The sequence below is a fragment of the Rhodococcus sp. MS16 genome (assembly GCF_013277795.1).
Classification (GTDB): Bacteria; Actinomycetota; Actinomycetes; order Mycobacteriales; family Mycobacteriaceae; genus Rhodococcus_F; species Rhodococcus_F globerula.
Genome location: NZ_VBTM01000018.1, coordinates 71868 through 92110, shown reverse-complemented (window position 1 = coordinate 92110; position 20243 = coordinate 71868). Strand labels below are relative to the sequence as shown.

The 20243-nt window shown below is 61.8% G+C and carries 34 protein-coding genes; 32 read left to right on the top strand and 2 right to left on the bottom strand.

What is annotated here, in order from left to right:
* Window positions 1–10: 10 nt before the first annotated feature.
* Complete coding sequence (locus tag FEZ60_RS28930) at window positions 11–499, bottom strand: hotdog fold domain-containing protein (RefSeq protein ID WP_172937681.1); 489 nt, start codon at window positions 497–499, stop codon at window positions 11–13.
* A 502-nt stretch (window positions 500–1001) separates the two neighbouring features.
* Here FEZ60_RS28930 and rpsJ point away from each other — a divergent pair.
* From rpsJ to truA, 32 genes are all read left to right on the top strand, one after another.
* On the top strand, window positions 1002–1307 hold the full coding sequence (gene rpsJ, locus FEZ60_RS28925; protein WP_003938093.1) for a 30S ribosomal protein S10: 306 nt from the start codon (window positions 1002–1004) through the stop codon (window positions 1305–1307).
* Window positions 1308–1324: 17 nt separating this feature from the next.
* The gene (rplC, locus tag FEZ60_RS28920; RefSeq protein ID WP_033231381.1) at window positions 1325–1981 is read left to right on the top strand and encodes a 50S ribosomal protein L3; all 657 of its coding nucleotides are present in this window, start codon (window positions 1325–1327) and stop codon (window positions 1979–1981) included.
* The gene (gene rplD / locus FEZ60_RS28915) at window positions 1978–2658 is read left to right on the top strand and encodes a 50S ribosomal protein L4 (RefSeq protein WP_033231380.1); all 681 of its coding nucleotides are present in this window, start codon (window positions 1978–1980) and stop codon (window positions 2656–2658) included. The genes rplC and rplD overlap by 4 nt, the downstream gene beginning before the upstream one ends.
* Window positions 2655–2960, top strand: a complete 306-nt coding sequence (rplW, locus tag FEZ60_RS28910; protein WP_033231379.1) for a 50S ribosomal protein L23 — start codon at window positions 2655–2657, stop codon at window positions 2958–2960. Before rplD ends, rplW begins: the two co-directional genes overlap by 4 nt.
* 39 nt (window positions 2961–2999) lie before the next feature.
* A complete protein-coding gene (gene rplB, locus FEZ60_RS28905; RefSeq protein ID WP_033231378.1) occupies window positions 3000–3836 on the top strand; it encodes a 50S ribosomal protein L2 in 837 nt (278 codons plus the stop codon).
* A gap of 13 nt (window positions 3837–3849) precedes the next feature.
* Window positions 3850–4131 carry a 30S ribosomal protein S19 gene (rpsS, locus tag FEZ60_RS28900; protein ID WP_003940820.1) on the top strand — a complete coding sequence of 94 codons (282 nt, stop codon included), beginning with the start codon at window positions 3850–3852 and terminating at the stop codon, window positions 4129–4131.
* Complete coding sequence (rplV, locus tag FEZ60_RS28895) at window positions 4128–4532, top strand: 50S ribosomal protein L22 (protein WP_033231377.1); 405 nt, start codon at window positions 4128–4130, stop codon at window positions 4530–4532. The genes rpsS and rplV overlap by 4 nt, the downstream gene beginning before the upstream one ends.
* The gene (rpsC, locus tag FEZ60_RS28890) at window positions 4532–5338 is read left to right on the top strand and encodes a 30S ribosomal protein S3 (protein WP_033231376.1); all 807 of its coding nucleotides are present in this window, start codon (window positions 4532–4534) and stop codon (window positions 5336–5338) included. The genes rplV and rpsC overlap by 1 nt, the downstream gene beginning before the upstream one ends.
* 3 nt (window positions 5339–5341) lie before the next feature.
* Window positions 5342–5758: a 50S ribosomal protein L16 gene (gene rplP, locus FEZ60_RS28885; RefSeq protein WP_003940899.1), complete on the top strand. Its 417-nt coding sequence runs from the start codon at window positions 5342–5344 to the stop codon at window positions 5756–5758.
* A complete protein-coding gene (gene rpmC / locus FEZ60_RS28880; RefSeq protein ID WP_033231375.1) occupies window positions 5758–5994 on the top strand; it encodes a 50S ribosomal protein L29 in 237 nt (78 codons plus the stop codon). The genes rplP and rpmC overlap by 1 nt, the downstream gene beginning before the upstream one ends.
* On the top strand, window positions 5991–6272 hold the full coding sequence (gene rpsQ, locus FEZ60_RS28875; RefSeq protein ID WP_003941020.1) for a 30S ribosomal protein S17: 282 nt from the start codon (window positions 5991–5993) through the stop codon (window positions 6270–6272). Before rpmC ends, rpsQ begins: the two co-directional genes overlap by 4 nt.
* 327 nt (window positions 6273–6599) lie before the next feature.
* Window positions 6600–6968, top strand: a complete 369-nt coding sequence (gene rplN, locus FEZ60_RS28870; protein WP_003940951.1) for a 50S ribosomal protein L14 — start codon at window positions 6600–6602, stop codon at window positions 6966–6968.
* Window positions 6968–7285 carry a 50S ribosomal protein L24 gene (gene rplX, locus FEZ60_RS28865; RefSeq protein WP_033231374.1) on the top strand — a complete coding sequence of 106 codons (318 nt, stop codon included), beginning with the start codon at window positions 6968–6970 and terminating at the stop codon, window positions 7283–7285. The genes rplN and rplX overlap by 1 nt, the downstream gene beginning before the upstream one ends.
* A 1-nt stretch (window position 7286) precedes the next feature.
* Window positions 7287–7853, top strand: a complete 567-nt coding sequence (gene rplE / locus FEZ60_RS28860) for a 50S ribosomal protein L5 (protein ID WP_033231373.1) — start codon at window positions 7287–7289, stop codon at window positions 7851–7853.
* A gap of 4 nt (window positions 7854–7857) precedes the next feature.
* Window positions 7858–8043: a type Z 30S ribosomal protein S14 gene (locus tag FEZ60_RS28855; RefSeq protein ID WP_033231372.1), complete on the top strand. Its 186-nt coding sequence runs from the start codon at window positions 7858–7860 to the stop codon at window positions 8041–8043.
* A 301-nt stretch (window positions 8044–8344) separates the two neighbouring features.
* A complete protein-coding gene (gene rpsH, locus FEZ60_RS28850; RefSeq protein ID WP_033231371.1) occupies window positions 8345–8743 on the top strand; it encodes a 30S ribosomal protein S8 in 399 nt (132 codons plus the stop codon).
* Window positions 8744–8758: 15 nt separating this feature from the next.
* The gene (rplF, locus tag FEZ60_RS28845; RefSeq protein WP_033231370.1) at window positions 8759–9298 is read left to right on the top strand and encodes a 50S ribosomal protein L6; all 540 of its coding nucleotides are present in this window, start codon (window positions 8759–8761) and stop codon (window positions 9296–9298) included.
* A 1-nt stretch (window position 9299) separates the two neighbouring features.
* Window positions 9300–9707, top strand: a complete 408-nt coding sequence (gene rplR, locus FEZ60_RS28840) for a 50S ribosomal protein L18 (RefSeq protein ID WP_033231369.1) — start codon at window positions 9300–9302, stop codon at window positions 9705–9707.
* A 31-nt stretch (window positions 9708–9738) separates the two neighbouring features.
* Window positions 9739–10410, top strand: coding sequence for a 30S ribosomal protein S5 (gene rpsE / locus FEZ60_RS28835; RefSeq protein WP_033231368.1), 672 nt, complete (start codon window positions 9739–9741; stop codon window positions 10408–10410).
* The gene (gene rpmD, locus FEZ60_RS28830; RefSeq protein ID WP_003940751.1) at window positions 10410–10589 is read left to right on the top strand and encodes a 50S ribosomal protein L30; all 180 of its coding nucleotides are present in this window, start codon (window positions 10410–10412) and stop codon (window positions 10587–10589) included. Before rpsE ends, rpmD begins: the two co-directional genes overlap by 1 nt.
* A 2-nt stretch (window positions 10590–10591) precedes the next feature.
* Window positions 10592–11035, top strand: coding sequence for a 50S ribosomal protein L15 (rplO, locus tag FEZ60_RS28825; RefSeq protein WP_033231367.1), 444 nt, complete (start codon window positions 10592–10594; stop codon window positions 11033–11035).
* Between the two features lie 239 nt (window positions 11036–11274).
* Window positions 11275–12594 (top strand): preprotein translocase subunit SecY, encoded by a 1320-nt coding sequence (gene secY / locus FEZ60_RS28820; RefSeq protein ID WP_033231366.1) that lies wholly within the window; start codon window positions 11275–11277, stop codon window positions 12592–12594.
* Complete coding sequence (locus tag FEZ60_RS28815) at window positions 12591–13136, top strand: adenylate kinase (protein ID WP_033231365.1); 546 nt, start codon at window positions 12591–12593, stop codon at window positions 13134–13136. The genes secY and FEZ60_RS28815 overlap by 4 nt, the downstream gene beginning before the upstream one ends.
* Window positions 13136–13933, top strand: a complete 798-nt coding sequence (map, locus tag FEZ60_RS28810) for a type I methionyl aminopeptidase (RefSeq protein ID WP_033231364.1) — start codon at window positions 13136–13138, stop codon at window positions 13931–13933. Before FEZ60_RS28815 ends, map begins: the two co-directional genes overlap by 1 nt.
* Window positions 13934–14288: 355 nt before the next feature.
* A complete protein-coding gene (gene infA, locus FEZ60_RS28805) occupies window positions 14289–14510 on the top strand; it encodes a translation initiation factor IF-1 (protein ID WP_003418601.1) in 222 nt (73 codons plus the stop codon).
* 90 nt (window positions 14511–14600) lie between these two features.
* Window positions 14601–14714: a 50S ribosomal protein L36 gene (gene rpmJ, locus FEZ60_RS28800; RefSeq protein ID WP_003938068.1), complete on the top strand. Its 114-nt coding sequence runs from the start codon at window positions 14601–14603 to the stop codon at window positions 14712–14714.
* A gap of 249 nt (window positions 14715–14963) precedes the next feature.
* Entirely contained in the window at window positions 14964–15338 is a 375-nt protein-coding gene (rpsM, locus tag FEZ60_RS28795; protein WP_033231363.1) for a 30S ribosomal protein S13, read from the top strand.
* On the top strand, window positions 15338–15751 hold the full coding sequence (gene rpsK, locus FEZ60_RS28790) for a 30S ribosomal protein S11 (protein WP_003940683.1): 414 nt from the start codon (window positions 15338–15340) through the stop codon (window positions 15749–15751). The genes rpsM and rpsK overlap by 1 nt, the downstream gene beginning before the upstream one ends.
* Window positions 15752–15775: 24 nt before the next feature.
* Window positions 15776–16381 (top strand): 30S ribosomal protein S4, encoded by a 606-nt coding sequence (gene rpsD, locus FEZ60_RS28785; protein ID WP_033231362.1) that lies wholly within the window; start codon window positions 15776–15778, stop codon window positions 16379–16381.
* Window positions 16382–16500: 119 nt separating this feature from the next.
* Window positions 16501–17562 carry a DNA-directed RNA polymerase subunit alpha gene (locus FEZ60_RS28780; protein ID WP_033231361.1) on the top strand — a complete coding sequence of 354 codons (1062 nt, stop codon included), beginning with the start codon at window positions 16501–16503 and terminating at the stop codon, window positions 17560–17562.
* Between the two features lie 29 nt (window positions 17563–17591).
* Window positions 17592–18140, top strand: a complete 549-nt coding sequence (gene rplQ / locus FEZ60_RS28775) for a 50S ribosomal protein L17 (protein ID WP_033231360.1) — start codon at window positions 17592–17594, stop codon at window positions 18138–18140.
* Window positions 18141–18145: 5 nt separating this feature from the next.
* Window positions 18146–19030 carry a tRNA pseudouridine(38-40) synthase TruA gene (gene truA, locus FEZ60_RS28770; RefSeq protein WP_033231359.1) on the top strand — a complete coding sequence of 295 codons (885 nt, stop codon included), beginning with the start codon at window positions 18146–18148 and terminating at the stop codon, window positions 19028–19030.
* A gap of 70 nt (window positions 19031–19100) precedes the next feature.
* On the opposite strand, the gene FEZ60_RS28765 is transcribed toward truA, so the two are convergent.
* Window positions 19101–20243, bottom strand: a complete 1143-nt coding sequence (locus FEZ60_RS28765) for an acyl-CoA dehydrogenase family protein (protein WP_033231358.1) — start codon at window positions 20241–20243, stop codon at window positions 19101–19103.

Here is a 20243-nt window from a genome sequence, read left to right as displayed (position 1 = left end):
GTACTAGTTGTTACTTCTTTGTCACCCAGGTGGTGATTTCGGCGCGGACGACTTCCTGGCCGGCGCGATCGACGATCGTGATCGGCACGACCAACTCGGTGCCGGCGGCGATAGCGCTGAAATCCGGCATGGGTGAAAGTTGTGCCACGGCGCGCAGGCCGGTTTCGGCCTTGGCCAGGTACTCGACGTTCATCGATTTCGGAATCCACCGGTGGGTGCCGGGAACGGTAGCCTCGCACAACATCCCCATTGCGACCTCGGCGAGGTTGCAGGCCGCTATCGCGTGGAAAGTGCCGAGATGGTTGTGTACGCCCCACCACTTCGGGGCTCGCACCTCGCACAGGCCTGGTTCCAAGGTTGTGACGCGGGGGAGAATGGACGCGAAGTAGGGAACGCGCACCGACATGGCAAGTGAGAAGACTGCCTGACCGAAGGTGTTGTCCGGAAGCTTCTGCCAGGCGCGATAGGTGGGAGTCGCGGTACTCGTACTCGAAGTCATGACGCGATCTTACTTGGGAGTAAGATCGTTGTCGCCCACATCACGATCAGAACGTGAGCACCCGGAGTTGAGTAATTCGGACGCCTACGGCATACTAGTCGGGTTGCCTTGTCTGGGACTGGGTCGCTTGCGGCCAAGAGCAGTCAAGGGTGAAGACGTCACGAACAGCGTGTTGGGGTAACCCGCCGATGATCGTGGCCAAGTAAGACGAGATGTAAAGCAAGACGGAAGCAGTACCTACTTTGTGTTCGACTTCGAACACGTCCGGTACACATCAAGCGCCAGATGGTCGAAAGATCATCGGCGCAGGATGAGTGAGAGAGCGACACGCCCGACCGCGTGTACCGGAGAACAATGACAAACGAACAGCGGCAGCGGATCTGGATGCGTCCCGATCGCTTAAGTGTTCGTCGTGTCATCGTCCAGGCAAGGACTGTGCAGACGAGGTAGCTCGAGCCTGACCAGGTGGGCTACGAAACGCGGCAAGAAAAGGACACTAAGCGTGGCGGGACAAAAGATCCGCATCAGGCTCAAGGCCTACGACCACGAGGCGATCGACGCGTCAGCGCGCAAGATCGTCGAGACGGTAACCCGTACGGGTGCCCGCGTCGTTGGACCTGTGCCGTTGCCGACCGAGAAGAACGTATATTGCGTCATCCGCTCGCCGCACAAGTACAAGGACTCGCGCGAGCACTTCGAGATGCGTACTCACAAGCGGCTGATCGACATTCTCGACCCGACGCCGAAGACGGTTGACGCGCTTATGCGCATCGACCTTCCGGCCAGTGTCGACGTGAACATTCAGTGACGGCGGAGACAAAAACAATGACTGATACCAAGATCAAGGGAATCCTGGGCACCAAGCTCGGCATGACCCAGGTCTTCGACGAGAACAACCGGGTTGTCCCGGTCACCGTCGTCAAGGCTGGGCCGAACGTCGTAACCCAGATTCGTACCGAAGAGCGTGACGGCTACACGGCTGTTCAGCTCGCGTTCGGCGCAATCGACCCGCGCAAGGTGAACAAGCCGGTTTCCGGTCAGTTCGCCAAGGCTGGTGTGACCCCGCGTCGCCACGTCGTCGAGTTCCGCGTTGCGGATGCCTCCGACTACGAGGTCGGCCAGGAACTCACCGCTGAGGTCTTCGAGGACGGCGCATTCGTCGACGTCACCGGAACCAGCAAGGGTAAGGGATTCGCCGGAACCATGAAGCGTCACGGCTTCAAGGGACAGGGTGCATCGCACGGTACCCAGGCCGTTCACCGTCGCCCCGGCTCCATCGGCGGCTGTGCAACTCCCGGCCGCGTGTTCAAGGGCATGCGCATGTCCGGACGCATGGGTAGCGACCGCATCACGACGCAGAACCTCTCGGTCCACAAGGTGGATGCCGAGAACGGCCTGCTGCTGATCAAGGGTGCGATCCCCGGCCGCAAGGGCGGCCTCGTGATCGTCAAGAGTGCAGTGAAGGGTGGTGCACGAGCATGACCAGCACCGAGACCAAGTTGACCCTGGACGTCAAGGTCGCCGGCGGCAAGACCAACGGCACCGTCGATCTCCCCGCTGAGATCTTCGACGCTCCGGCCAACATCGCGCTTCTGCATCAGGTTGTCGTCGCGCAGCTCGCCGCTGCTCGTCAGGGAACCCACTCCACCAAGACCCGCGGTGAAGTCCGCGGCGGTGGCAAGAAGCCGTACCGCCAGAAGGGCACCGGCCGCGCACGCCAGGGCTCGACTCGCGCACCTCAGTTCGTCGGTGGCGGAACCGTTCACGGCCCGCAGCCGCGTGACTACAGCCAGCGCACCCCCAAGAAGATGAAGGCAGCCGCTCTCCGCGGAGCCCTCTCTGACCGCGCACGCAACGAGCGCATCCACGTCATCACCGAACTGGTTGCAGGGCAGACGCCTTCGACCAAGAACGCAATCGCGTTCCTCGGCGAGATCTCGGATCGCAAGAAGCTGCTGCTCGTCGTGGGTCGCCAGGATGTAGCCGCTTGGAAGAGCGTGCAGAACCTGGAAGGCGTGCATCCCATTGCACCCGACCAGCTCAACACCTACGACGTGCTCAATGCGGATGACGTCGTGTTCAGCGTCGAGGCGCTCAACGCGTTCATCCACGGGCCCGCCGAGACCGCCCAGGAAGAGAACAAGGAGGAGGCCAAGTGACGACCATCGCTGACCCCCGCGACATCCTGCTGGCACCGGTCATCTCCGAGAAGTCCTACGGACTTATCGAGGAAGGCACCTACACCTTCCTGGTGCACCCGGACTCGAACAAGACGCAGATCAAGATTGCCGTCGAGAAGGTCTTCGGTGTCACTGTGACCAGCGTCAACACCGCCAACCGTCAGGGCAAGCGTAAGCGGACGAAGTTCGGTTACGGAAAGCGCAAGAACACCAAGCGCGCTCTCGTGACTCTCGCCGCCGACAGCAAGCCCATCGAGATCTTCGGAGGACCGGTCGCGTAAGCGCCGGGACTTGACGAGACATAGAGGACGAGAAGACTCATGGCAATCCGTAAGTACAAGCCGACAACACCGGGCCGTCGTGGCTCGAGCGTCTCGGACTTCGCCGAGATCACTCGGTCGACCCCCGAGAAGTCGCTGGTTCGCCCGCTGCACGGCCGTGGTGGCCGTAACGCACACGGTCGTATCACCACCCGTCACAAGGGCGGCGGGCACAAGCGCGCCTACCGACTGATCGATTTCCGTCGCAACGACAAGGACGGAATCCCGGCCAAGGTCGCTCACATCGAGTACGACCCCAACCGCACAGCAAACATCGCACTCCTGCATTACGCAGACGGTGAGAAGCGCTACATCATCGCCCCCAAGGGTCTGGTGCAGGGTTCACCGATCGAGTCCGGTGCAGGCGCCGACATCAAGCCGGGCAACAACCTGCCGCTGCGCAACATCCCGACAGGTACCACCATCCACGGTGTGGAACTGCGTCCCGGCGGCGGAGCCAAGATGGCCCGTTCCGCAGGTGCCAGCATCCAGCTCCTCGGTAAGGAAGGCTCCTACGCCACGCTGCGTATGCCGTCCGGTGAAATCCGTCGCGTCGACGTGCGCTGCCGCGCATCCGTCGGCGAGGTCGGCAACGCCGAGCAGTCGAACATCAACTGGGGCAAGGCCGGCCGTATGCGTTGGAAGGGCAAGCGCCCGACCGTTCGTGGTGTCGTGATGAACCCGGTCGACCACCCGCATGGTGGCGGCGAGGGCAAGACCTCCGGTGGTCGCCACCCGGTCAGCCCGTGGGGTAAGCCGGAAGGCCGTACCCGCAAGAACAAGGCAAGCGACAAGATGATTGTTCGTCGCCGCCGTACCGGCAAGAACAAGCGCTAGGAGGGAGTGAAGGATGCCACGCAGCCTTAAGAAGGGCCCGTTCGTCGATGACCACCTCCTCGCGAAGGTGGATGTACAGAACGAAAAGGGAACCAAGCAGGTCATCAAGACCTGGTCCCGTCGTTCGACCATCATCCCGGACTTCATCGGCCACACGTTTGCGGTTCACGACGGCCGTAAGCATGTCCCCGTGTTCGTTTCCGACTCCATGGTCGGACACAAGCTCGGAGAGTTTGCACCGACCCGTACGTTCAAGGGTCACATCAAGGATGATCGGAAGGCGAAGAGGCGATGAGCAACACCGAAACCGCCAACCCGACTGCCAAGGCAGTAGCGCGCCACGTGCGCGTTACACCGATGAAGGCACGTCGTGTTGTGGACCTGGTCCGCGGGCGCTCGGTTGAAGACGCCCTGAACATTCTGAAGTTCGCGCCGCAGGCAGCGAGCGAGCCGGTCGCCAAGGTGATCGCCTCCGCAGCAGCCAACGCCGAGAACAACCTCGACCTCGACCCGAGCACGCTTGTCGTTGCGACGGCGTTCGTGGACGAGGGCGCGACCCTCAAGCGGTTCCAGCCGCGTGCACAGGGACGTGCGTTCCGTATTCGCAAGCGCACCAGTCACATCACCGTGATCGTGGAGAGCCTGCCGAAGTCCGGAACATCGACCCGTAATCGCCGGAAGGGAAGTGCTCAGTAGTGGGCCAGAAAATCAACCCGCACGGCTTCCGTCTCGGCATCACCACCGACTGGAAGTCTCGCTGGTACGCAGACAAGCAGTACGCGGAGTACGTCAAGGAAGACGTCGCGATCCGTAAGCTCCTCGCCACCGGCATGGAGCGCGCGGGAATCGCGAAGGTCGAGATCGAGCGCACCCGTGACCGTGTTCGCGTGGACATCCACACGGCACGTCCGGGCATCGTCATCGGCCGCCGCGGCGCCGAAGCCGATCGCATCCGTTCCGAGCTCGAGAAGCTGACCGGCAAGCAGGTTCAGCTGAACATCCTCGAGGTCAAGAACGCAGAAGCTGAAGCACAGCTCGTCGCACAGGGTGTGGCCGAGCAGCTCTCGAACCGCGTTGCTTTCCGTCGTGCAATGCGCAAGGCCATTCAGTCGGCCATGCGTCAGCCGAACGTCAAGGGAATTCGCGTTCAGTGCTCCGGTCGTCTCGGCGGCGCCGAGATGTCCCGGTCGGAGTTCTACCGCGAAGGCCGTGTGCCGCTGCACACGCTTCGTGCGGACATCGACTACGGCCTCTACGAGGCCAAGACCACCTTCGGTCGCATCGGCGTCAAGGTCTGGATCTACAAGGGCGACATCGTTGGCGGCAAGCGTGAGCTCGCAGCCACCGCCGCCGCTCCGGCCGGGGATCGCCCGCGCCGCGAGCGTCCGAGCCGTCCCCGTCGTTCCGGCGCAACCGGCACCACCGCGACTAGCACCGAGGCCGGCCGCGCAGCGACCGCAACCGCCGATGCTCCCGCAACTGATCAGAATCAGGAGGGCTGACGCATGTTGATCCCTAGGCGGGTCAAGCACCGCAAGCAGCACCACCCGAGCCGTTCGGGTGCCGCCAAGGGCGGTACCCAGGTGACATTCGGTGACTACGGCATCCAGGCTCTCGAGCCTGCCTACATCACCAACCGGCAGATCGAGTCCGCTCGTATCGCCATGACTCGGCACATCAAGCGTGGCGGCAAGATCTGGATCAACATCTTCCCGGATCGCCCCCTCACGAAGAAGCCGGCCGAAACCCGAATGGGTTCCGGTAAGGGTTCGCCCGAGTGGTGGATTGCCAACGTCAAGCCCGGACGCGTTCTGTTCGAGATGACATACCCCAACGAGGAGATCGCTCGTGAGGCCCTGCGCCGCGCGATGCACAAGCTCCCGTGCAAGTGCCGGATCGTGACCAGAGAGGAGCAGTTCTGATGGCTACTGGAACCCCAGCAGCAGAGCTCCGCGAGCTCAGTGAAGACGAGCTGGTCACCCGGCTCCGCGAAGCGAAGGAAGAACTTTTCAACCTTCGTTTCCAGATGGCCACAGGCCAGATGGACAACAACCGACGACTGCGCACCGTTCGTCACGAGATCGCGCGCATCTACACCGTCCTGCGTGAGCGTGAGCTCGGACTCGCTGTGGGTCCGGATGCAGGTGACGCGGCATGAGTGAGGAAAAAGCAGTGAGCACAGAAGAGCGCGCGAGCCGTAAGGTCCGTGTCGGATACGTAGTTTCCGACAAGATGGAAAAGACGATCGTGGTCGAGCTCGAAGACCGCGTCAAGCACAAGCTCTACGGCAAGATCATCCGCCGTACGACCAAGGTGAAGGCGCATGACGAGAACGGCGTTGCCGGCGTCGGCGACCGCGTTCAGCTGATGGAAACCCGTCCGCTGTCCGCGACGAAGCACTGGCGTCTGGTCGAGGTCCTCGAAAAGGCCAAGTAAGCCTGATCGTGATCTCGAGCTGATCGAGCACAACCGAATGGCCCGCTTCCCGTTGGGGGAGTGGGCCATTCGGCTTTCGGTCAGGAATGCAGATGGTGGGCAAGGTGCGCTGATTTGGTAATCGGTGAACCCTTCCCTACAATAGAACGGTTGCCTGTGGCAGAGGTGTGTCTTCACGTGCGCAGCTCGACCGGTGCTTGCAGTGATCGCCTTCATCGATGAACTTCGGTGGGGCAGCAGCTCAGACACGACGCAGGTGGCAACAATGACCGCGCGCACCGGGTCGGTAATCCGTTGCGCACGAAATTCCAGGTCTAGGGAGATCAAGTGATTCAGCAGGAGTCGCGAGTTCGCGTCGCTGATAACACGGGTGCCAAGGAAATCCTTTGCATCCGCGTTCTCGGCGGTTCGTCACGTCGCTACGCCGGGATCGGTGACGTCATCGTCGCCACCGTCAAGGACGCAATCCCCGGTGGAAACATCAAGAAGGGTGAGGTCGTCAAGGCCGTCATCGTTCGCACGACCAAGGAGCGCCGTCGTCCGGACGGTTCCTACATCAAGTTCGACGAGAACGCAGCAGTGCTCATCAAGGCTGACAGCGATCCCCGTGGAACCCGCATCTTCGGACCCGTCGGCCGTGAGCTGCGCGAGAAGAAGTTCATGAAGATCGTTTCGCTCGCCCCGGAGGTGCTGTGATGAAGGTGCACAAGGGTGACACCGTTCTGGTCATCGCCGGTAAGGACAAGGGCGCGAAGGGCAAGGTCATTCAGGCTTTCCCCGCGACCGACAAGGTCCTCGTCGAAGGCGTGAACCGAATCAAGAAGCACACCGCGGTTTCCGCGAACGAGCGCGGAGCATCCTCCGGCGGCATCGTCACGCAGGAAGCTCCGATCCACGTATCCAACGTTGCAGTCGTCGACTCGGACGGAAACCCCACTCGCGTGGGCTACCGCACCGATGAAGAGACCGGCAAGCGCGTTCGGGTTTCCCGGAAGAACGGGAAGGACATCTGACATGACCTCCACCGAAAACAAGGTCCAGCCGCGCCTCAAGGCACGCTACCGCGCTGAGATCAAGGACGCGCTCAACAGCGAGTTCGACTACGCCAACGTCATGCAGATCCCCGGTGTTGTCAAGGTTGTCGTCAACATGGGCGTCGGCGACGCTGCCCGTGACGCCAAGCTGATCAACGGCGCTGTCCACGACTTGTCTCTCATCACGGGCCAGAAGCCCGAGATCCGTAAGGCACGTAAGTCCATCGCGCAGTTCAAGCTTCGCGAAGGCATGCCCATCGGCGCACGCGTCACCCTCCGTGGAGACCGTATGTGGGAGTTCCTGGACCGCCTCGTGTCTGTCGCGCTGCCCCGTATCCGCGACTTCCGCGGTCTCTCGGGCAACCAGTTCGACGGCAACGGCAACTACACGTTCGGCCTCAACGAGCAGTCGATGTTCCATGAGATCGACGTGGACAAGATCGATCGCCCCCGCGGTATGGACATCACCGTCGTGACCACCGCAACCAACAACGAAGAAGGCCGTGCACTGCTCAAGCACCTCGGCTTCCCGTTCAAGGAGAACTGAGCGCATGGCTAAGAAGGCATTGGTCAACAAGGCCAACAAGAAGCCCAAGTTCGCGGTTCGCGCCTACACCCGCTGCCAGCGCTGCGGTCGCCCGCACGCTGTGTTCCGCAAGTTCGGCCTGTGCCGAATCTGCTTGCGCGAGATGGCACACGCCGGCGAGCTTCCCGGAGTTCGCAAGAGCTCCTGGTGATCTGAGACCTTCGGGTCTTGTCACTTCACGCTTGTGAATGGGCGTGGGTTCCTTCGGGAATCCACGCCCATTCGGCATTTATCGGGTATTTCCCAGATATGGGGACGCGCTGTTTGGACAGGACGGCCAAAGTTCCCTACACTAGAGCGGTTGCCGTGGCTGACGCATGCGTTCAGCTCGGTGCGGTAACTTACGCCGTCTGACATAAGTCGGACGGCCCAGCCGAATTGCTGGAGGCCCACGACCGGACTCGTCCGGTGTTGCATGGGAACCACAGCGAGAAAGGTGTCGAGGTCGACCTATGACCATGACTGACCCCATCGCAGACTTCTTGACGCGTCTGCGCAACGCCAACACGGCGTACCACGATGAGGTGAAGCTTCCCCACTCGAAGATCAAGGCGAACATTGCCGAGATCCTCAAGCGCGAGGGCTACATCTCCGACTTCCGTACCGAAGACGCCGAGGTCGGCAAGACCCTCGTCGTCGATCTGAAGTACGGCCCCAGCCGCGAGCGTAGCCTCGCCGGCGTGCGTCGCGTTTCCAAGCCCGGTCTCCGGGTTTACGCGAAGTCCACCAACCTGCCCAAGGTCCTCGGAGGCCTCGGCGTGGCGATCATCTCCACGTCGTCCGGTCTGCTCACCGATCGCCAGGCGGCCAATCAAGGAGTAGGCGGGGAAGTCCTCGCCTACGTCTGGTAGAGGGAGGCCACCACAATGTCGCGTATTGGAAAGATTCCGGTCAACGTCCCCGCGGGCGTCGACGTTACGATCGCCGGCCAGGACGTCACGGTCAAGGGGCCCAAGGGCACCCTGGCACTGACGATCGCCGAGCCCATCGAGATCGCCAAGGCTGAGGACGGCTCCCTGAGCGTCACTCGCCCCGACGACGAGCGTCGCAGCCGTGCGCTGCACGGTCTGTCGCGGACCTTGGTTGCGAACATCATCACCGGTGTCACCGAGGGTTACACCAAGAAGATGGAAATCCACGGTGTCGGTTACCGCGTGGCGCTGAAGGGCAAGGACCTCGAGTTCGCGCTCGGCTTCAGCCACCCGGTCCCGATCGAGGCTCCCGAAGGCATCACCTTCGTCGTCGAGTCGCCCACCCGGTTCTCGGTGTCAGGCATCGACAAGCAGAAGGTCGGGCAGATCTCGGCCAACATCCGTCGTCTCCGTCGTCCGGACCCGTACAAGGGTAAGGGCGTGCGTTACGAGGGTGAGCAGATCCGCCGCAAGGTCGGAAAGACGGGTAAGTGATATGAGCCAGACTGCAAACCAGAAAGCCAAGCGGATTCCGCTCGGCAAGGATGCGTCCACGAAGCGTCGTCTCTCGAAGACACGTCGTCACTTCCGTCTCCGCAAGAAGGTCTCCGGCACGCCCGAGCGTCCCCGCTTGGTCGTCAACCGGTCCTCACGCCACATCCACGTCCAGCTCGTGGACGACCTGGCAGGCCACACTCTGGCTGCTGCGTCGACCATCGAAGCCGACGTGCGCGTGGCCGAAGGCGACAAGAAGGCTGCGAGCGCGAAGGTCGGTCAGCTGATCGCCGAGCGCGCAAAGGCTGCCGGCGTGGAAGCTGTGGTCTTCGACCACGGCGGACACGGCTACCACGGTCGCATCGCGGCCTTGGCAGACGCAGCTCGCGAAGGCGGGTTGAAGTTCTGATGACCAACATTTTCAACGGAAGGACAGCCTGATGCCGGGACGTCAAAGGCGTGACGGCGGAAGCGGACCCGCCGGACAGAATGGCCCCAACAGCGGCGACAACAGCAACGCTCGTGGGGACAACCGTGGTGGCGGCCGTGACCGTCGCGACGGTGGCCGTGGCGGAAACGCTGCGGAGAAGTCACAGTTCATCGAGCGCGTTGTCACGATCAACCGCGTCTCCAAGGTCGTCAAGGGTGGTCGTCGCTTCAGCTTCACCGCTCTCGTGATCGTCGGAGACGGCAACGGACTGGTCGGCGTCGGCTACGGCAAGGCCAAGGAAGTTCCCGCGGCCATCCAGAAGGGTGTCGAGGAGGCTCGCAAGAGCTTCTTCCGCGTCCCGATGATCGGCAACACCATCACTCACCCCGTTCAGGGTGAGGCTGCTGCCGGCATCGTCATGCTTCGCCCGGCAAGCCCCGGTACCGGTGTTATCGCCGGTGGCGCGGTGCGTGCCGTGCTGGAGTGCGCTGGTATCGCGGACATCCTGTCGAAGTCGCTCGGTAGCGACAACGCCATCAACGTCGTGCACGCGACCGTTGCCGCGCTCAAGGGTCTGCAGCGTCCCGAGGAAGTTGCGGCTCGCCGCGGCCTCACCCTCGAAGAGGTTGCACCCGCCGGCATGCTGCGCGCACGCGCACAGGCTGCTGGGAGTGTGAAGTAATGGCAGATCTCAAGGTCACTCAGATCAAGAGCATCATCGGGACCAAGCAGAACCAGAAGGATTCTCTGCGCACGCTCGGTCTCAAGGGCATCCGTCAGACCGTTGTTCGTGAGGACAACGCACAGAACCGCGGTCTGATCAACGTGGTGCGCCACCTCGTAACAGTTGAGGAGGTCTAACCATGACCATCAAACTGCACCACCTGCGCCCCGCTCCCGGATCCAAGTCCAACAAGATTCGTGTTGGACGCGGCGAGGGCGGCAAGCGTGGTAAGACCGCAGGTCGCGGTACCAAGGGCACCAAGGCACGTAACACCGTGCGCGTGGGCTTCGAGGGTGGACAGATGCCGCTTCACATGCGTCTGCCCAAGCTCAAGGGCTTCAAGAACCCCTTCCGCACCGAGTACCAGGTCGTCAATGTCGGCGACATCGCCCGTCTGTTCCCCGAAGGTGGAGCAATCTCGGTCGAGGATCTCGTTGCCAAGGGCGCAGTCCGCAAGAACCAGCTCGTCAAGGTTCTGGGCGACGGCGAACTGACTGTTGCCGTTCAGGTGACCGTCGACAAGTTCACCGGTTCCGCCAAGGAAAAGATTGCTGCTGCCGGTGGTTCCGCAACCGAGCTGTGAGTAATCACGCGTAGCTAGTCCGATGGCCGCAGCGCAGCATTTGCTGTGCTGCGGCCATCGGCGTCTGTGCTGTTCGTCCCGAAAGTGTGGCCCCGTCGACCGGGTCAGGCACACTGGTTGTATCTTCGGCTTACCCGAGTTTCGTGGTCGGCTCGTTTAGTTCCCATAAATTGACTGTTAGAGTTCTGAAGTTCGGCAGGTCAAAAGATCTGCCCCCAACCGTCGTGCCAGGAGGATCTTTGCTTTCCGCCTTCGTTTCGGCCCTCAGGACACCCGACCTGAGGCGGAAGATCCTATTCACCCTCGGCCTGGTAGCCCTCTACCGGGTCGGCGCAGTGCTTCCGTCACCTGGTGTCGACTACGCCAGAGTGCGTGAGTGCATCGACATAGCTAACTCTGGTGACTCGGCGGGCATCTACTCGCTGATCAACTTGTTCTCCGGTGGTGCGCTACTCCAGTTGTCGGTGTTTGCGATCGGCATCATGCCGTACATCACCGCCAGCATTATCGTTCAGCTGCTGACCGTGGTCATCCCGAAGTTCGAGGAACTTCGCAAGGAGGGCCAGTCGGGTCAGGCCAAGATGACGCAGTACACGCGCTATCTCTCCATCGCTTTGGCTGTGCTTCAGTCGACGGGCATCGTTGCGCTCGCAGCTAGGGGACAGCTACTGCAAGGCTGTGACGACATCATCGCCGACAAGTCGATCTTCGGCTTGATCATTCTTGTCCTGGTCATGACGGCCGGCGCCGCACTCGTCATGTGGTTCGGTGAGCTCATCACCGAACGGGGCGTCGGTAACGGCATGTCGCTCCTCATCTTCGCCGGTATCGCCTCGCGTATCCCGTCCGAAGGCAAGGCCATTCTGGACAGCCGTGGTGGCCTCGTCTTTGCACTCGTCTGCTTTGCAGCGCTCTTGATCATTGCCGGCGTCGTCTTCGTCGAGCAGGGCCAGCGTCGAATTCCCGTCCAGTACGCCAAGCGCATGGTGGGACGCAAGATGTACGGCGGCTCGTCGACGTACCTGCCGCTCAAGGTCAACCAGGCCGGTGTCATCCCGGTGATCTTCGCGTCGTCGCTGCTGTACCTGCCCAACCTGATTGCGCAGCTCACGTCGGCTAGCACTGCGGTCGACCCCAGTTGGTGGCAGCGAATCATCAACACCTACTTGGTCAATCCCGCCAACCCGGTGTACATCCTGATCTACTTCGGTCTTATCGTGTTCTTCACGTACTTCTACGTCGCGATCACCTTCAATCCAGAAGAGCGCGCCGACGAGATGAAGAAGTTCGGTGGATTCATTCCAGGTATCCGTCCCGGTCAGCCGACCGCGGACTATCTCAACTACGTGCTGAGTCGCATCACCCTTCCGGGTGCGATCTACCTTGGCACCATTGCTGTTCTGCCCAATCTGTTCCTCGACATCGGGAATGGCGGCGGCGCGCAGAACCTGCCGTTCGGTGGCACCGCGGTGCTGATCATGGTCAGCGTCGGTCTGGACACCGTGAAGCAGATCGAGAGTCAGCTAATGCAGCGCAACTATGAAGGGTTCCTCAAGTGAGACTTGTCCTCCTTGGTCCTCCCGGTGCCGGCAAGGGCACCCAGGCCGCGATCCTGTCCGAGAAGTTCGGTGTTCCCCATATCTCGACGGGTGACCTCTTCCGAGCCAACATCGGTCAGTCCACCCCGCTCGGCGTGGAAGCGAAGAAGTTCATCGACGCCGGTGAGCTTGTTCCCAGCTCGATCACCAATGACATGGTGAAGGCACGCGTTGCCGAGCCGGACGCCGCCAACGGATTCCTGCTCGACGGATTCCCGCGCTCGGTCGATCAGGCGGAAGCCCTCGAAGGCATCCTGAAGGATCTCGATACGAAGCTCGACGGTGTGCTTTCCTTCGTCGTCGACGAAGACATCGTGGTGGAGCGAATGCTCGCCCGTGGCCGTGCAGACGACACCGAGGACGTGATTCGCAACCGCCTCCGGGTCTACCGCGACGAGACCTCGCCGCTGTTCGACTACTACAAGGACAGCATCGTTTCCGTCGACGCGATCGGCGAGGTCGAAGAAGTCAACGCTCGCGCACTGGCAGCGCTGGGTAAGTAATGGTTTTCGGGCGTAAACGCAAGGTTGTTCCGTTCCGCTCCGCGGGCGAACTCGACGCAATGGCTGCGGCCGGCGCAATCGTGGGTTCGGCGTTGGTGGCGGTACGCGCTGCGGCAAAGCCCGGTGTCAGCACCCTGGAATTGGATGCGGTCGCCGAATCTGTCATCCGCGATGCGGGTGCGGTGCCGTCCTTCCTCGGCTACAACGGTTTCACCGGTTCGATCTGTTCTTCGGTCAACGACCGGGTTGTTCACGGAATCCCGTCGGCGCAGGACGTCCTCGCCGAGGGTGACCTGGTGTCCATCGACTGCGGCGCGATCCTCGAGGGTTGGCACGGAGACTCCGCGTGGACGTTCGGTGTCGGTGAGATCAGTGCAGCCGATCAGGATCTGAGCGAAGCAACTCGATTGTCCATGGAAGCCGGCATTGCGGCGATGATCGCAGGCAACCGTCTGACAGACGTTTCGCACGCCATCGAGCTCGGCACCCAGGCCGCCGAGAAGCTACACGGCCGTTCATACGGAATCGTCGACGGCTACGGCGGTCACGGTATCGGGCGTGAGATGCACATGGATCCGTTCCTGGCCAACGAAGGTGCCCCGGGCAAGGGGCCCGAGTTGGTGATCGGATCTTGCCTGGCAATCGAGCCGATGTTGACGCTCGGGACCACGGATACCGTGATTCTCGATGACGACTGGACTGTGGTGACCACCGACGGTTCGCGTGCTGCTCACTGGGAGCACACTGTTGCTGTCACGGCGGACGGCCCGCGAATTCTGACGCTGCGACCGGAGTAGTTTTCGGCTCCAACGCTCGACAAGTGTTGACAGCAAGAGTGATTCGCTCTTCGAGAAGTCCCGGTCCCGCAAGGGGTCGGGACTTTTTCGGTTGCTGGTTCGGTGGCCGCGGAGGCATGGATTGCCGCCCAGATGCGCTGCCGTAGGGGAGGCGCATTTGGCCTGGTCGTTCTCTTCGCGTAACATAGCTAGGCGGTGCGCCATGCGTGTCGACAGCTTGTGTGTGTAGGACTGCCGCTACGGGGAACAACGCACCGAGTCGATGTAAAAATCATGTCGATGAAGAAACCATTGCGTGCCAATGTAACGGAAGCCGATGCACGAAGCATGCCAAACCAAACGGATCGCGGAGGATATGGCTAAGAAAGACGGGGCCATCGAGGTCGAAGGACGAGTAGTCGAGCCGCTGCCCAATGCGATGTTCCGCATTGAGCTCGAGAATGGCCACAAGGTCCTCGCCCACATCAGCGGAAAGATGCGTCAGCACTACATTCGCATCCTCCCGGAAGATCGCGTTGTCGTAGAGCTCTCGCCCTACGATTTGTCGCGCGGACGCATCGTTTACCGCTACAAGTAACGAACTTCCCGGATCTGACCTGGGTCAGGGAGAAGTACGTCTGCCGGGGTTCGCTTTGGCAGGCTGCGACAAAACAGGAGATCAGAAGACGTGAAGGTTCAGCCGAGCGTCAAGAAGATCTGCGAAAAGTGCAAAGTGATCCGCCGTAACGGTCGGGTCATGGTGATCTGCGAGAACCTGCGTCACAAGCAGCGTCAGGGCTAGATCTAGCTTTTCGAAGATCTGCTTGGCAACAAGCAAAGAAGACCTTCCAGTACCAGCCATTGTTGACGAGACCCCACGCGATCGTTTACCGATCGACAGGGTCGGACAATGGTTCACCCCCGGCACGGAGGCCGGGGCCCCACTGAGTTAGTTGATGAGACCAGCCACGTTCTCGGACGTGGTTACTCGGCAAGAGGCACAGGGGATGGGCTGGGAGCAGACCTCCGCACACCGATAGGAAATGCCAACATGGCACGTCTCTCTGGTGTTGATCTTCCTCGCGAAAAGCGCATGGAGATCGCACTGACATACATCTACGGCATCGGCCGTACCCGCTCCAAGGAAATCCTTGACGCCACCGGCGTCAACCCGGACCTCCGGAGCAAGGACCTCTCGGACGAGGACCTGGCAAAGCTCCGCGAGTACATCGAGGAGTCGCTCAAGGTTGAGGGTGACCTTCGCCGCGAGGTTCAGGCCGACATCCGTCGCAAGATCGAGATCGGCTGCTACCAGGGCCTGCGCCACCGTCGTGGTCTGCCCGTGCGTGGTCAGCGCACCAAGACCAACGCCCGTACCCGTAAGGGTCCGAAGCGCACCATTGCCGGCAAGAAGAAGGCGAAGTAATGCCCCCGAAGTCACGTAGCACCGGTCCGAAGAAGACCCAGAAGACGCGTCGCAGGGATAAGAAGAACATCCCGCACGGCGCCGCTCACATCAAGAGCACCTTCAACAACACCATCGTGTCCATCACGGACCCCGCCGGAAATGTCATTTCCTGGGCGTCTTCGGGACACGTCGGCTTCAAGGGTTCGCGTAAGTCGACTCCCTTCGCCGCTCAGCTTGCTGCTGAGAGCGCTGCCCGCAAGGCGCAGGAGCATGGTGTCAAGAAGGTTGACGTCTTCGTCAAGGGACCGGGTTCGGGTCGCGAGACCGCGATTCGTTCGCTCCAGGCCGCAGGCCTCGAGGTCGGCACCATTTCCGATGTAACTCCCCAGCCGCACAACGGCTGCCGTCCGCCCAAGCGGCGTCGGGTATAAGCGGGAAGGAATAGGTAGAAAATCATGGCACGTTATACCGGACCCATCACCCGCAAGTCGCGTCGTCTGCGCGTCGACCTCGTTGGAGGCGACCAGGCATTCGAGCGTCGCCCGTACCCGCCCGGACAGCACGGCCGCGCGCGTATCAAGGAGAGCGAGTACCTGCTCCAGCTGCAGGAGAAGCAGAAGGCTCGCTTCACCTACGGCGTCATGGAGAAGCAGTTCCGTCTGTACTACAAGGAGGCGAACAACCGCCCCGGTAAGACCGGCGAGAACCTGCTCACCATCCTGGAGTCGCGTCTCGACAACGTCGTGTACCGCGCAGGCCTCGCTCGCACGCGCCGCCAGGCACGTCAGCTGGTCACGCACGGTCACCTTCTCGTGAACAACAAGAAGGTCGACATCCCGAGCTACCGCGTCTCGCAGTACGACATCATCGATGTCAAGGAGAAGTCGCTCGCAACGCTTCCGTTCCAGGTTGCCCGTGAGACCGTCGGCGATCGCCCGGTTCCCGCGTGGCTGCAGGTTGTCGGCTCGCGTCTGCGGATCCTGGTTCACCAGCTTCCCGAGCGTGCGCAGATCGACATTGCTCTGCAGGAACAGCTCATCGTCGAGTACTACTCGAAGTAAGGTGCTCCGCGCCCTGTGCGCCTTTCCGGTAGTTCCGACTACCGGAAAGGCGCACGGGGCCGCAGGCCCTTTCCCATCGTGGGCGTCAAATAGTGGACGTCCGTACAGGAGGAAATACCATGCTCATTTCTCAGCGACCCACGTTGACCGAAGAGGTCATCGCTGATAACCGCTCGAAGTTCGTCATCGAGCCCCTGGAGCCAGGTTTCGGGTACACGCTCGGCAATTCGCTGCGCCGCACGCTGCTCTCGTCGATCCCCGGCGCTGCTGTCACCAGCATCCGCATCGACGGCGTTCTCCACGAGTTCACCACGGTCCCCGGAGTGAAGGAAGACGTCACTGACATCATCCTGAACCTCAAGGGCCTCGTCGTGAGCTCCGAAGAGGACGAGCCGGTCACCATGTACGTCCGCAAGCAGGGCCCCGGCGCTGTTACCGCAGGCGACATCGTGCCCCCGGCCGGCGTCATCGTGAACAACCCTGATCTGCACATCGCCACCCTGAACGACAAGGGCAAGCTGGAGATCGAGCTCGTAGTCGAGCGCGGTCGTGGCTATGTCCCCGCCGTCCAGAACAAGGCGTCCGGCGCAGAGATCGGCCGCATTCCGGTCGACTCGATCTACTCGCCGGTGCTCAAGGTCACCTACAAGGTGGAGGCCACTCGCGTCGAACAGCGCACCGACTTCGATCGGCTCGTTCTCGACGTGGAAACGAAGAACTCCATCACCGCACGGGACGCGCTCGCTTCTGCGGGCAAGACCCTGGTTGAGCTCTTCGGCCTGGCCCGTGAGCTGAACGTCGAAGCAGAAGGCATCGAGATCGGACCCTCGCCCGCCGAGGCCGATCACATCGCTTCCTTCGGACTCCCCATCGAGGATCTGGACCTCACGGTCCGTTCCTACAACTGCCTCAAGCGCGAAGGTGTTCACACCGTCGGTGAGCTTGTCGGCCGTACCGAGTCCGATCTGCTCGACATCCGCAACTTCGGACAGAAGTCCATCGACGAGGTCAAGGTCAAGCTGCATTCGCTCGGCCTGTCCCTCAAGGACAGCCCCGCATCCTTCGATCCCACGACCGTTGCAGGCTACGACGCCGCCACCGGAACGTGGAGTGACACCGATGCCGGTTCCTTCGGCGATGCCGACGGTACCGAGGACTACGCCGAGACCGAACAGCTGTAGCAGCTCAGGTCCTTTACTAGGAGATCATCATGCCCAAGCCCAAGAAGGGTGCCCGCTTCGGCGGGTCGGCTTCCCACCAGAAGGCGATTTTCGCCAATCTGGCTACCGCGCTCTTCGAGCACGGTCGTATCACCACCACCGAGTCCAAGGCCAAGGCACTGCGCCCGTACGCCGAGAAGCTCGTCACGCACGCGAAGGCCGGCACGCTGGCTCACCGTCGTGAGGTGCTGAAGGTCATCCGTAACAAGGATGTCGTTCACACCCTGTTCGCCGAGATCGGCCCGTTCTACGCGGACCGTAACGGTGGATACACCCGCATCATCAAGACGATCCCCCGCAAGGGCGACAACGCGCCGATGGCAATCATCGAGCTCGTCAAGGAAAAGACCGTCACCTCCGAGGCTGACCGCGCACGTCGCGTCAAGGCTTCGCAGGATGCTCCCGCCGCAGAGAACGTCGTCGAGGCCGTAGAGGCCGACGCGACCGAGGCTGAGGTCGAGAACGCTGATGCAGTTGTCGAAGCTATCGAGGACGAGACCGCAACTGCGGCCGACGCCCCCGAGGCCAAGAAGGACTAGTTCCCTTGGTTTCAGCACACGCTGAATCGAACGAGCCCGCCGCCCCCCTCGGGGACGGCGGGCTCGTTCGATTGCGGCTCGATATCTCTTATGACGGCACCGACTTCTCTGGTTGGGCCAGGCAGACCGATCTACGCACGGTGTGCGGTGAGATCGAAGACAAACTGGGAACTGTTCTACGGCAACCCGTTCAGTTGACCGTCGCCGGTCGGACGGATGCCGGCGTCCATGCGAGTGGTCAGGTTGCGCACGTCGACGTGCCGGCTGATCTCCTGCCGGACGATCCGTCGCGATTGGTTCGGCGGCTCGCTCGGTTCCTGCCGAAAGATGTTCGAGTCAAGAGTATTTCCGTCGTCCCGGCTGATTTCGACGCGCGTTTCTCTGCGATGCGACGCTATTACGAGTACCGGGTGTCCAACGCGATGTTCGGTGTCGAACCGCTTCGTGTGCGTGACATGGTTTCCTACCCGAAGGCTCTTGATCTGGCCGCGATGCAGGAAGCGTCGCAGCGACTCTTGGGACTTCATGACTTTGCCGCGTTTTGCAAGCGCCGCGAAGGAGCGACGACCGTACGCGAACTTCAGCGGTTCGACTGGACACAAGAGGGCACAGTGTTCACGGCCTACGTGAATGCCGACGCGTTTTGTTGGTCGATGGTGCGGAGTCTTGTCGGCGCCGTGCTGTCCGTCGGTGAGGGGCGTCGTACGTCGGATTGGCTTGCCGGGTTGCTCGACGAATCCTCACGGTCGAGTTCCATCCTGGTGGCACCGGCCCATGGTTTGTCGTTGGTGCGAGTCGATTACCCGGATTATTCGGAGTTGGCGGCCCGCAACGCGATTACCCGTGAGACCCGCGAATTGCCGTCGGCCGGCGGTTGCTGCGGCGACTGAAGGCGCTCATGCGACATTGCCCTCCCACCATTGCCCTCCCACCACTGTGGGAGGGCAATGTCGTATCCGGCTATCCCGCCAATTGGCGCGCGATGACCAGACGCTGAATCTGGTTGGTGCCCTCGAAGATCTGAGTGATTTTGGCTTCACGCATGTACCGCTCGACCGGGAAGTCCTGGGTGTACCCGTAGCCGCCGAATACCTGCACGGCGTCGGTCGTGACCTTCATCGCGGCGTCTGTGGCAATGAGCTTGGCGACGCTGGCGTTGCGGGAGTACGGCACTCCGGCGTCGCGGCGACGGGCCGCATCGAGGTACGTGGCACGAGCGGAGTCGACGGCTGCGGCCATGTCGGCGAGCACAAAGCCGAGGCCCTGATGGTCGATGATCCGCTTGCCGAAAGCCTTGCGTTCCTTGGCGTAGGCAACCGCGTCGTCGAGTGCGCCCTGGGCGATGCCGACGGCAACGGCCGCAATTCCCAACCGACCGGAGTCGAGGGCGCTGAATGCGATGGGAAGTCCCTGACCGCGCTGGCCGATGAGGCGCTCGTCCGGGATGAAGGCGTCGTCGTAGTTCGCAGAGGCGGTGGGAACAGCGCGCAGTCCCATCTTTTCCTCGGGCTTACCGAAGCTGAGGCCCTCGGTGTCCTTGTCCACCAGGAGGCAGGAGATGCCGCGTGAGCCGTCGTCGCTGGTGCGGGCGAAGAGGTTGTAGAAGTCTGCCTTGCCGCCGTTCGTGATCCAGGCTTTGCTGCCGTTGATGCGGTATCCACCGTCGACGGGTGCAGCCTTGCAGGACAACGCTGCTGCGTCGGATCCCGCCTGGGATTCGGAGAGGCTGTAGGCGCCGATGGTGTTGCCGCCCAGCATGTCCGGCAGCCACTTGTTCTTCTGTTCGTCGGTGCCGAAGGTGAAGAGTGGGAAGCAGGAGAGGCTGTGAACGCTCACTGCGACGGCAACTGCAGCCCACCGTGAGGCGATCTCTTCGAGAACTTGCAAGTAGACCTCGTACGGCTGATCGCCGCCGCCGAACTCCTCGGGGTACGGCAAGCTCAGGAGCCCGGCTTGTCCGAGAGCGGGGAAGACTCCATCCGGGTACTTCTCGGCCTTCTCGTACTCGTTGACCTTGGGGGCGAGGACCTTGTCTGCCACGTCTCGGGTCAGTTCGATGAGATCGCGAGCTTCTTGGCTGGGCATCAGACGTTCGACCGGCAC